Here is an 11,080-nt window from a genome sequence, read left to right as displayed (position 1 = left end):
CCTTCGTCGACCAGTTTCAGGCGGCCGGCGGCTCGATGGTGATGGTCGCCAAGGGCAACCGCGCCGTCGCGGTGCGCGAGGCCTGCAAGAAGCACGGTGGCTTCTACCTCGGTTCGATCGGAGGCGCCGCGGCAAATCTCGCCGAGCACTGCATCAAGTAGGTCGAAGTCGTCGAATATCCCGAACTCGGCATGGAAGCGATCTGGCGGATCGAGGTTGTGGATTTTCCGGCCTTCATCATCATCGACGACAAGGGCAACGACTTCTTCAAGGAGTTGAATCTCGGGTGAAGTCCTCAGGATGAGGAGTCGTAATTGGGGATCAGGATGATCGAGTGGTTCGACGACCTGAAGCTCGGGATGCGCTTTGCGAGCGAGAGCAAGACCGTCTCCAGGGAAGAGATTCTTCGCTTTGCCGGCGAATTCGATCCGCAGCCGTTTCATCTGGATGATGAAGCCGCCAAGGACACGATCCTCGGTGGGCTTGCCGCCTCCGGCTGGCACACGGCGGCAATCGCGATGAGGCTTGCGCTTTCGGCAAAGCCGTTCGGACCGCATCCGTTGTTTGGCGCTGGCGTCGATGACCTGCGCTGGATGAAGCCGGTCCGGCCGGGCGACACGCTCCATCTCGAAGGCGAGGTGGTCGAACTGATCCCGTCGAAAACCAGGCCGCAAGGCATCGCGCGGGTCAAATGGACCGCCTTCAATCAGGACGGCGAGGCCGTCTACACCTTCAATCCGATTGCGATCGTGCCGCGCCGGCCGGCTTGAAGCGGGCGTTCGCAATCGCGAGAGGCCGGGCGATTCTGAGATTCAAGGCTGCGGCAGTCTCCCAAGCGGACATCGCCGGTCAGGTCCGGGTTGCGTCCCAGCCACAGTCGCAAGGCCATCCGTCACACTGCCGCCATTCGGCTTCCATGCAATGATAGTCTGACAACGAATCAGGAAGCCGGATCATGGCTGCAGACAGCGATAGTCGGATTGCGTGGCATCGAGTTCAGCTCAGGAAAAACCGCGAGGGGTTGAAGGCGTTGGAAACCGCCCGGTTCACCAAAGGCGAAATCGCCGCCGGGCGCGGACAAACGTCAAAGGCCATCGCCGACCTCAGGCGAAAGATTGCAGAGTCCGAGCGATGCATTGCGCTGCATGACAGACAAACCAGGCGGCCGGTCGCGACCGATTTTGGAAGTCTGACCGGCGTGAACTGGAGCAACTGGAACGCCCGTGGCGGCGACAGCCACTGATCTCAACAAGTGTTAGATCGTCCTCAGGCGTGACGATCACGCAACCCGAGCTTGCCGTTTGCCGGTGGAATGTTTTTCTTTCGACATTCGTGGCGCCTTTCAACCCACGGATACGCCCGCCTTTGCCCGGCTTATTCCGAGCATCAGAATGCGATGGAGCAGGGCCGGATAATCTAATCCGTCATACTTGGCCGCTGTCGCGAGTTCCTGGCTCTTTGCGATTTCGGGATTGGGGTTGGCTTCAATGAAATACAGGATACCATCGGCTGAGAGCCGAAAGTCGATGCGCGCGTATCCATCCAGCCCCAGCGTCCGGTAGATGCGTTTCGCGGTTCGCTGAATGCGAGCCCGCAGCTCCGGCGCAAGGCTCTTGGCCGGCCCATCGACAATTCCGACGCGCTCCTGATAATCGGGATCGTGTTTGACCTTCTCGGTGGCGATGGCCTGGCCACCCATGGTGCCGAATTTCAATTCCCAGACCGGCAGCACTTGCAGTCTGTTGTTGCCGAGCACGCCGACATAGAGTTCGCGTCCCTCGATATATTGCTCGGCGATGGCGGCGGTTCCGACCCGCTCGTGGATGAAGGCGACGCGCTCGATAAGCTTCTCATCCGTATCGACGATGGATGCCTGCGAAATACCGCGGGATCCATCCTCGTTCAGGCTCTTGACGATCAGCGGCAGCGCAAGGCGTCTTGGCCGTTTGACCTTGCGCCGCATCGGGAAAACGGCGAAGGCCGGCACCGCGATGCGCCGATGGTGAACCAGCGTTTTGGACAAATCCTTGCCGCGCGCCAGGATAAGGCCGCGCGGATTGCATCCGGTATAGGGAACCTTCATCAGTTCGAGAAAACTCGGGATGTGCTGGTCATACACCGGCTCGTGGTGGAACTGCTCCAGCATGTTGAAGACCACATGCGGCTTGAACTCTTCGATCTCGTCGCGCACCGGTTTGATTTCCTCCTGCACGCCGAGCGGGCGAACTTCATGGCCGGCCGCACGCAAGGTGCTCACGACATCGTATTCCGTTTTCCATTCGTTGATTTCCCGCGCCGTGTATCCGTCGGTCGTCTCCGGCGGCATGAAGTCCGGATGCATGAGCACGAGGATGCGCAGGCGCCTCATAGCGCGATCCATTTCCGCCGCGATGGACCGAACAGCGCGTGCATGGTCTTGGCGGTCAACAGGACCGTGAAGTCGGCTACAAGCTTCCGTTCGGAGCCGACGACACGAAGATCGAGCTCGCGGCAGCGCAAGACCATGTCGTCCAGCACAGCATCGAGCGTCAATTGGTTCTCGCCCGTCCACCGCGCCACCAGCTGCCTGATATGGGCTCGGTGTCGCCTGATGAAGGCCGAAGCCGGCTGATGCCGGCGATGCCGCGCATCGGCGGAAAACAGCCGGGAGAGGTCGCGGTCGTAAGTCTTCGGCGCCTTGAAGGCATAGAAATCCTGCTTTTTCTGGTAGTGTTCGCCAAGCGTCTGGCCGAGCTCGTGCAGGGGGTCGACACGCTCCCGCGTCGTGACCACGAGCCGCTTCCCTGCGATCTCCTCCATCAGTTCGTCGACATATTCGAGCTTCTTCAGCGCCGGCCAACCGGCATAGCGCGTCCGCCAGTTCGAGCGCGGCCGCAGCCACACCGCAAAGGTTTCGGCGAAATCCTCGTCCGGATGGCTCTGCGCGTACCAGAGCCGCAGGTGCTGGACATATTGCCGGCTGGCCGGATTGGGCCGGTAGTAGCGCGGGTAGTGTTTCGAGGACCGGCCGAACAGCTGCTGCCAACGCCGGCGGCGCTGCAATTGATAGCCGTGCTGTATGGCATGGCCTGCCTCATGGCGGAGGATGGCCATGCACTCGGACCAGGTGCCGCCCTCGACGTCGAGCATCATTTTCTTCTCGAGCTTCATCAGGCGGGGATGGGCAAGATAGAAGGGGATCGCAATGCCGGGCACATCTGCCGGACTGAACCATTCGCTCGATATCCATGCGTGCGGCCGCAGCCGGATGCCCCGCTCTTCGAGCTCTTCGTAGAGAGCGTCAAGACAATCCGCGAGCCAGGTGCCTTCGATCGCAATCCTCAGACTGCTGAGGCGGCGCTTGAGCAGTTGCTCATCCGATAGCTTTTCCCAGGGATATTTCCGGCGTGGCATTGGCTTCTAGACGTCATAACAAATCGGTGCCCGGATGGTGTCATAGGATGCTGCCGACAACAACCATCCAGTTTTCGCACAGGAACGGACTTCGCCAGCTAACCCGAAGCTCTGCGCCAACCCCGGAAGCAGCTTCGCCGAGGCGGCGCGAGTTATGGAATCAGTCAGATGATTCGGAGCCTTCGGGGCGATATTCACTCGACCGAGACGTGAACGACGCCGGATCGCATCATTCCAAGCGCACGCGCGGCGCTCACCGACACATCGATAACCCTGCCTCTCACGAATGGTCCGCGATCATTGACACGGCACCGGATTGAATGACCGGCATACGTCACCGTGACCATGGCTCCGAAAGGACGGGTTCGATGAGCGCAGGTCATCTCGCCCTTGTGGCCACGACCACCGTAGTAAGAAGCAAGGCCGCTTTCAGCCTTTGCCGATGGGGCCATGCAAACCAATACGACCGCGATAAAGGCATGCCGATACAATGACGCTAACTCTCTATTGGCTTCGGGATGGGGAAATGCTCGAAGCGTGGTACTTGAACGGACCAACGAGCCGAGAGTTCCGGCACAAAGGGGCAGGCAGCAGATCTTGGTTGGTCGACTTGCCGGCTGTCGCGCCGATCAAGTGCTATGGAACGCCCCAATCTTCTTGGGAAACGGACGTCGGAGCCAACAGCGGCGGCGCGGAGTTGGCCTCCTGCGAGCGAGCTGGACGTTGATCGGACTTCGCCATCAGCGAAGCACCATTCTCAAATCGGACGCGATAGACCTGAAGGTTCTCGATAACGCGCTCGACATAGTTGCGCGTCTCCGAGAGCGGAATGCGCTCCACCCAATCGATCGCGTCCACATCAGGATTGCGCGGATCGCCGTGCAGCTTTACCCAATCGCGGACGCGTCCCCGGCCTGCGTTATAGCCGGCAAAGGTCATGATGTGTGAGCCGGCATATTCCTTCAACAATGCGCTGAGTTCAGCGGCCCCCATTTGCGTATTGTAAACGGGATCGGAGACCATCCGGTCCCAGTCATAGGTCACGCCGAATCGCCGGGCGGTGTCGCGTCCGGCTTCCGGCGTCACCTGCATCAGGCCGACCGCATTGGCCGACGACTTGTCACGCTGATCGAACGCGCTCTCGGTACGTGCGACCGAATAGATGATGCTGCGCTCGATCTCGGGACCGATCGGGCTGTGCTGCGGAATTCCGATTGTCGGGAACGCGTAAGGGTCGAGCGCGAGGCCACGGGCGAGCGCCAGTTTGCCGATCTGCAACATGGCCCGCGCGTCATTGCGGCGGCCGGTTAGCTCAGCGAGCGCCACCAGCAACCCCACGTCGGTGCTCTCATCGGCGAGGTCGGCAACGAAATTCAGAACGAGGTCGCGCTCGCCGAGTGCATATAGCATATCCGCGGCGCGCACGCGCTCGTCCACGAGCGCCACCTCTTTAGCCGGGTTAACCGCCGCCGGCGCCCGCAGCTCGATTTTGTCGAGGCCGAGCCTGGCGCGTGCGAGCTGTCCGTAATACGCGGTGGGATGGCTCGCGGCCGCCTCATAGCTCGCATGCATGGCGTCTTTCTCGCCAATCGCTTCAGCAGCACGGCCTCGCCAGTAGTTCGCCCGCGCCAGCACAATCGGATTAGCGGAGCCGTCGTCTATGTGGGCGAAATACCCCCGCGCCGTTGCGGGATCATTGAGGTAGCGCAAGGCGATCCAGCCGCACGTGAAATGGAAGTCCGCCCGGTAATATTCGTTGGCCGGCAGGGCGGCATCGCGCACCACCTGGTAGGCTGCTTTAAACCTCGACTGATCCAGCAGCTTGCGGGCGAGACTGCGCCGTTCGCGCCACCATTCGTCGGTGTCCTGAAGCGCCATCGTCTCCGGCGCGGCCGCGAGCATCAGGCGGGTTGCCTCGTCGATACGATCGTGACGCACCATCCAGCGGATCCGGCAAAGCATGTAGCCCAGGTCGCTGCGAGCCTCGGCCGCAACGTCGTTGAGCAAATCGAGCGCCTCGTCTGTGTTTCCCGCCGCACAGGCCTTCACGATCGAAAGCTCGTCGCTGCCGAGGTGTTGCGCCGCGCGCTTCGCGCCTGAAATATCCTTGGCGCCGATACGCTTGTCCATGCGTGCACGATGGTCCTCGCGCGTCAGCAGGTCGTGGAACAGTTCGAACGCTTCGGTTTCGGTGCGCTCCGACAATTCATCCGACCGCCAGGTCTCGCGAACCAGGCGTCTGGCGCCGTCACGATCACCTTCGGCGAGCAGGATCCGCGCGAGCGCGAGGCGGCCCTTGGCGGTTGTCGGATGATCGCCGACGAAGCCACGAACGGTGGCGGGGTCGCTGCGGTCCTCCCACAGGCGCGCCTCAGCCCGCTTGCGCATCGATCCCATGCTCGGCCAGTCCGGATTATCGGCGATGAACGCCGCGTACCGGCCGAAATTCGTGTCAGCGTCCGGATGGCGCAGGATGAACCATTCAACGAGCTTCCGTGCCGCCGGGTCTCCAATGGTCTTCTGTACAGCGGTCGCCTCGGCGGTCTTTGCCTTGCGCGCGAGATCGATCGCATTCTTTACCGCCGCGAGATCGGCCGAAAGCGGAGAAGCGTCCGCACTCGGAGACGGCGCGTCGGCTGGCCGCGCCGACTTGTGCTCCTTCTCCGCCACATGCCTTGCATGTCTGGCCTTCTCGTGCGCCGGGTGGCGGTGATGCCGCGCTCCGCTTGCATCATGGTGCTTCCCGGCGTGCGGGGACTTATGGTTGGCCCGCGCTATAGCGCTGGTCGAACATACGGCGAGCACAGCCGAAATCAGGAAACAGAACAGCGGACGCGAGCGCTGGTTCATTCCATCGTCCCCCTGAACCAGCCGGACGAACCATGATTCCGTGCGGCTGGGCCCGCCCGGAGGGTATCACAGCGCGCGTTCGCAACTGTCGCGTTTCAGCAACAGCGCAGGAAAACCTCGGCATGATGGAACCCAGCGGTCGTGACGCATGGCCGATGAGCTGAAGGGCCGCCGCATCAATTTGAGTGTTGCAAGGATTGACCGCCCCGGCGTCGTGCGTAGATCATGGTGGATGGTCAAAGCATTCTCATTGGCGGCGCTGCTCTTCGTGGTTTCGGCCCACCCCGTTGCAGCGCAGGATACAAAGGTTTCCGTCGGCATGACGGGAATAGGAGGCATGAGTTGCGCCCACTGGAGGGCCACGAAAGAGCACCGGTCGGAGGGAGCCGTCTGGATTTACGGTTTCTGGACCGGACTGAATTACGTCGCTGCGGCAAGCGAGCAGCCACAAGCGGGAACGGACGCGACTGCGATAGTGGCTGAGGTTAAAAGAAGATGCGATCAGGCACCGTCGCAAACGTTAGCCAGCGCTGTCTGGAATACCTACCTCGAGTTTGACAAGAGGTAGCCAAGCCGGTGGCCCGGTGAGAGCGTCAGCCGACACGGATTCACGCCTGCGGCTCGTACATTTTGCACTTAACAGCTGGCGTCAACGCCGATCAGCTCCTGCGGGATTTTCACTCGGCAGGTTGAAGGTTTAACCTTTCCTGCGGCAGGGTCTGCGTTGCTCCCGATGGGGGGCTGATGTTCGCCTCGACGGCTTGCAATATTCTCCGATATCGCCAAGCTTGGCCGCGAATGGCGAAATTGGCGGTGGAGAGCCCTCGTGCGTAAAGACCTGTTGGCGGCGTTGGCCTGCGGAATGCTTGTTTCCGGCAGCGCTACTGCCGGGGAGCTTACCGGTACGCTCGCGAAGGTGAAGGAGCTTGGATATATCACCATCGGGCACCGCGAGGCGTCGATACCGTTCTCCTACCTCGACGACAAGCGGCAGCCGGTCGGCTTCGCCATGGACATCTGCGCCAAGATCGTCGACGCGGTAAAACGCGAACTGAAGCTCGACAAACTCGAAGTGCGGTATCAGCTGGTGACGGCTTCGATGCGCATTCCACTTATGGCCAATGGCACCATCGACCTCGAATGCGGCAACACCACCAACAACGCCGAGCGGCAACAGCAGGTCTGGTACACCAACACGCATTTCCTGACGGCGAGCCGTTTCGTCTCGAAGGTCGACTCCCACATCGGATCGATCGCGGACCTGAAGGGCAAGACGGTCGTCGCTCCGGCCGGCTCGACCAACATCAAGCAGGCGCTCGAATTCAACAGCAGATTGAATCTGGGGATGACGATCGTCCCGGCCCAGGATCAGGGCGAAGCGTTCCTGATGGTCGAGACCGGCAGGGCAGTGGCCTTTATCCAGGACGATATCGTGCTCGCGGGCCTGATTGCCAATGCCAAGGATCCGAAGGCTTACGTGATTTCGGAGGATGCGTTCTCGAAGCCCGAACCATATGGAGTGATGCTGCGCAAGGACGACGTGGCGTTCAAGGCGGTTGCCGATGCCGCGACATCGGCCCTTTACAGGAGTCCCGAGGGCGCGGCGCTCTATGCCAAGTGGTTCACGCAGCCGATCCCGCCGAAGGGGGCCAATTTGAATATCCCGATGAGCCCGGCGATGAAGCGTGCCTTCGAGAAGCCGACGGATTCGCCGGATCCATCGACTTATTGATCGGCGACGGGCCGTTGTTTTATCTCGCCTGCTTGCGGGGCGGCGCTAACGCTTGATCTGGGTCGCGAGATATTTGCTGATAGCAGCACCGTAGGGCGGCCGTAACATCTTCAGGCCGAAATCGCTCTTCATCTGATGATAGATCGACTTCCGGTGACTGAACTCGCGGAAGCCGTCATGGCCGTGGTAGGCGCCCATGCCCGCGGGTCCAATGCCGCCGAACGGCAATTCTTCCTGCGTGACATGCATCACCACGTCGTTGACCGACGCGCCACCTGACGTGGTTCGATCCAGCACGCGGTCCCGTTCGTCGCTGTCCGAACCGAAATAATAGAGCCCGAGCGGGCGCGCATGCGCGTTGACGTAGTCGATCGCCTCGTCGAGCTTTTGATAGGCCTTGACCGGAAGCAGGGGGCCAAAGATCTCTTCCTGCATCACCTTCATGTCGTCGGTCGGATTGAGGATCAGGGTCGGCGCCATGCGGCGATGGGGCTGCTGACGCAGATCTTCGCCGGCCGGATTGATTTCCACGATCTGGGCGCCCTTGGCGCGCGCATCGTCCACGTAGCCCGTAAGCCGCTCATAGTGCCGGTCGGCGACGACCGCGGTGTAATCGGGGTTGTCGCGGATCGTCGGAAACATGGTTTCGACCGCGGATTTCGCCGCCGCGACAAAGCCGCTGACCTTCTCCGCCGGCGCCAGCACATAGTCCGGCGCGAGACAAATCTGGCCGGCGTTCAGGGTCTTGCCGTTCATGATGCGCGCAGCCGAGGTTGCGAGATCGGCGGAGCGGCCAAGGATCACCGGGCTCTTGCCGCCCAGTTCAAGGGTGACCGGGACGAGATTTTCGGCGGCCGCCTTCATGACGTGCCGGCCGATCGAAGTCGCACCGGTGAAGATGATGTGATCGAAAGCCAGGCTGGCGAAGGCCTGCCCGACTTCAGGCCCGCCGGTGACGACCGCGATTTCCTCTTCGTCGAAGGCGCTCGCAAACATCTTCTTCATCAGTTCCGACGTTGCCGGCGTCATTTCCGAAGGCTTGATCATCGCCCGGTTGCCCGCGGCCAGCACGCCGGCCAGCGGCGAGAAGGTCAGGTTGACCGGGAAATTCCAGGGGCTGATGACGCCGACGACGCCTTTGGGTTGATGGCGAACCTCGGACCTGGCGCCAAACAGGCCCAGGATGCCCGGCGTCGTGCTCCGCTTCTCCGTCTTCATCCAGCGCGCCACATGCTGACGGGCGTGCTTGAGCGGGCCGATCGAGGAGGCGACGTCGGCAAAGGCCGAGACGTGGCTGGAGCGCGCGCCAAAGTCGGCGCTCAGGGCCGCTTCAATTTCGCCGCGATAGTCCACAAGGAGCCCAATGCAACGGTTGAGCCGGTCAATTCGAATGGCGGCCGAAGGCGCGCCGTCGCGCAATTGCGCGGCTCGCTGTTTGGCCAGGAGGGCGTTGAGCTGGGCGCGAACGGCTGTGTCGGAATCTGTGGCGGCGATCGGCATCGGTAACCCTCTCATCTGACTAGATGCAACGTGTCTCACCCCGTCTTTGCGCGGGTTCTGCCACCGTTGATAGCCCAGATCACGAGGCTGGAATAGCGTGCTGGCGGCGGCCGAGGGATCATTGAGGCTCTGGAATCGTTAAGTTCAGGGGGCCTTCAGGGAATTGCAGAACCGATGAGAAAACCCGCGCGAAAACGAACAGGGCAAAAGACCATTCTGGCGGTGGACGTCGGAGGGACCCACGTGAAGGTCATGACCAACAAGGGTCATACCAGGCGCGAGTTTGCCTCCGGACCGCATCTGTCGGCCAAGGAGATGGTGAAGCAAGTCAAGGCGCTCACCCAGGACTGGTCCTACAATTACATCTCGGTCGGCTATCCCGGTCCCGTCGTTCACGACCGGCCGCTGGCAGAACCGTACAACCTTGGCCACGGCTGGCTCGGCTTCGATTTCGCAAAGGCGTTCGGCCGCCCGACGAAGGTCGTCAATGACGCGGTGATGCAGGCGCTCGGCAGCTACCAGGGCGGCCGGATGCTGTTTCTCGGACTGGGGACGGGCTTGGGCTCTGCCATGATCGTTGACGGTATTTTGGAGCCGATGGAGATTGCGCATTTGCCTTACCGCAAAGGCGAGACCTACGAGGATTGCGTGGGGGCCAAAGGCCTCGAACGCCACGGCAAGAAAAAGTGGCGGCGCCGGGTTGCCGACGTCGTCAAGCATTTCATCGCGGCGCTGGAGCCCGACTACGTCGTGCTTGGAGGCGGCAATGTCGATAAGCTCGGACGTCTGCCTCCGAAGACGCGGCTGGGAGACAACGCGAACGCCTTCAAGGGCGGCTTCAGGCTGTGGGATACCCATGCCCCGAAGAAGCGCCGGAAGCGATAGGCGTGTCTTTGTCGAATTGCGATATAAGAGGGCTGCATGTCAGATCCGGCTGATTTTGACGCGCAATTTTCAGATGGCGAAAAACGTTTCCGCGCGCTTGCTGCGCCGAAAAGAAGAAAGCCTCAGCCATTGAGTCGTCGTCCTGAACCGGTGCATAAACGAAGCCCTCTTCATAAAGGCCTTATAAGTGGGCGTCAAAAAACTCAGGGAGTACAACCATGCGATCGTTCGGGATTTCTCGCGCCGCCATGATTCTTGCTGCCACCAGCGTCTGTGCGTTGGCCTCGCCGGCGAGCGCGCAATTGCTGAGCCACAAGGATCTGACCTCTTCCATCGCCATGACCATCGCACAAACCGCCATCGATACCTGCAAGGGTAACGGCTATGCCGTGTCGGTCACCGTGGTCGGCCGGAGCGGGGAGGTCATCCTGCAGGTGCGTGGAGACAACACGGGGCCCCACACCGTCGAGAACAGTTTCCGCAAGGCTTACACCGCGCGCACCTTCCGGATTCCGTCAGGCGAACTGGTAGATCGTTTGAAGGCCGATCCGACGCTGGGGTTGATCCATCTGACGAACGTGATCGCCAACCGGGGCGCGCTTCCGATCAAAGTGGGCGATGAAGTGATCGGCGGGGCCGGTGCGTCCGGCGCGCCCGGCGGCGAAAAGGACGAAGCCTGCATCAAGGCCGGACTCGATAAGGTCGCCGACCAGCTGAAAT

11 protein-coding genes and 1 pseudogene are annotated in these 11,080 nt (G+C 61.4%); 7 read left to right on the top strand and 5 right to left on the bottom strand.

Going from position 1 to position 11,080, the window contains the following annotated elements; all coding sequences use genetic code 11:
* From WB528_RS23640 to WB528_RS23630, 3 genes and pseudogenes are all read left to right on the top strand, one after another.
* A pseudogene (locus tag WB528_RS23640) lies at positions 1-290 on the top strand (fumarate hydratase C-terminal domain-containing protein); the annotation flags it as partial.
* Between the two features lie 36 nt (positions 291-326).
* Positions 327-770 carry a MaoC family dehydratase gene (locus tag WB528_RS23635; protein WP_423891236.1) on the top strand — a complete coding sequence of 148 codons (444 nt, stop codon included), beginning with the start codon at positions 327-329 and terminating at the stop codon, positions 768-770.
* 185 nt (positions 771-955) lie between these two features.
* Entirely contained in the window at positions 956-1,243 is a 288-nt protein-coding gene (locus tag WB528_RS23630) for a hypothetical protein (RefSeq protein WP_423891233.1), read from the top strand.
* Positions 1,244-1,342: 99 nt separating this feature from the next.
* Here WB528_RS23630 and WB528_RS23625 read toward each other — a convergent pair whose 3' ends face one another.
* From WB528_RS23625 to WB528_RS23610, 4 genes are all read right to left on the bottom strand, one after another.
* Positions 1,343-2,368 (bottom strand): D-alanine--D-alanine ligase family protein, encoded by a 1,026-nt coding sequence (locus WB528_RS23625; protein WP_423891231.1) that lies wholly within the window; start codon positions 2,366-2,368, stop codon positions 1,343-1,345.
* Complete coding sequence (locus WB528_RS23620) at positions 2,365-3,393, bottom strand: putative zinc-binding metallopeptidase (RefSeq protein ID WP_423891229.1); 1,029 nt, start codon at positions 3,391-3,393, stop codon at positions 2,365-2,367. Before WB528_RS23620 ends, WB528_RS23625 begins: the two co-directional genes overlap by 4 nt.
* Before the next feature lie 194 nt (positions 3,394-3,587).
* On the bottom strand, positions 3,588-3,845 hold the full coding sequence (locus WB528_RS23615; protein WP_423891227.1) for a septal ring lytic transglycosylase RlpA family protein: 258 nt from the start codon (positions 3,843-3,845) through the stop codon (positions 3,588-3,590).
* A gap of 184 nt (positions 3,846-4,029) precedes the next feature.
* Entirely contained in the window at positions 4,030-6,243 is a 2,214-nt protein-coding gene (locus WB528_RS23610; RefSeq protein WP_423891226.1) for a lytic transglycosylase domain-containing protein, read from the bottom strand.
* A gap of 148 nt (positions 6,244-6,391) precedes the next feature.
* On the opposite strand from WB528_RS23610, the gene WB528_RS23605 reads away from it, so the two are divergent.
* Both WB528_RS23605 and WB528_RS23600 read left to right on the top strand, forming a co-directional pair.
* Positions 6,392-6,811, top strand: a complete 420-nt coding sequence (locus WB528_RS23605; RefSeq protein WP_423891223.1) for a hypothetical protein — start codon at positions 6,392-6,394, stop codon at positions 6,809-6,811.
* Between the two features lie 294 nt (positions 6,812-7,105).
* Positions 7,106-7,975: an amino acid ABC transporter substrate-binding protein gene (locus WB528_RS23600; RefSeq protein ID WP_423891238.1), complete on the top strand. Its 870-nt coding sequence runs from the start codon at positions 7,106-7,108 to the stop codon at positions 7,973-7,975.
* A 45-nt stretch (positions 7,976-8,020) separates the two neighbouring features.
* Here the strand turns inward: WB528_RS23600 and WB528_RS23595 are convergent, their stop codons facing one another.
* Positions 8,021-9,475 (bottom strand): coniferyl aldehyde dehydrogenase, encoded by a 1,455-nt coding sequence (locus WB528_RS23595; protein ID WP_423891220.1) that lies wholly within the window; start codon positions 9,473-9,475, stop codon positions 8,021-8,023.
* 174 nt (positions 9,476-9,649) lie between these two features.
* Here WB528_RS23595 and WB528_RS23590 point away from each other — a divergent pair, with 174 nt between their 5' ends.
* Both WB528_RS23590 and WB528_RS23585 read left to right on the top strand, forming a co-directional pair.
* Positions 9,650-10,360 carry an ROK family protein gene (locus WB528_RS23590; RefSeq protein WP_423891218.1) on the top strand — a complete coding sequence of 237 codons (711 nt, stop codon included), beginning with the start codon at positions 9,650-9,652 and terminating at the stop codon, positions 10,358-10,360.
* 218 nt (positions 10,361-10,578) lie between these two features.
* Positions 10,579-11,080, top strand: a 502-nt coding sequence (locus WB528_RS23585; protein WP_423891216.1) for a GlcG/HbpS family heme-binding protein, incomplete at its 3' end; no start/stop codon positions are given.

It is taken from the genome of Bradyrhizobium sp., assembly GCF_049586575.1.
Taxonomy (GTDB): Bacteria; Pseudomonadota; Alphaproteobacteria; order Rhizobiales; family Xanthobacteraceae; genus Bradyrhizobium.
Note: the sequence above shows the minus strand (reverse complement) of the source record. Positions and strands in the feature narration are given on the sequence as shown.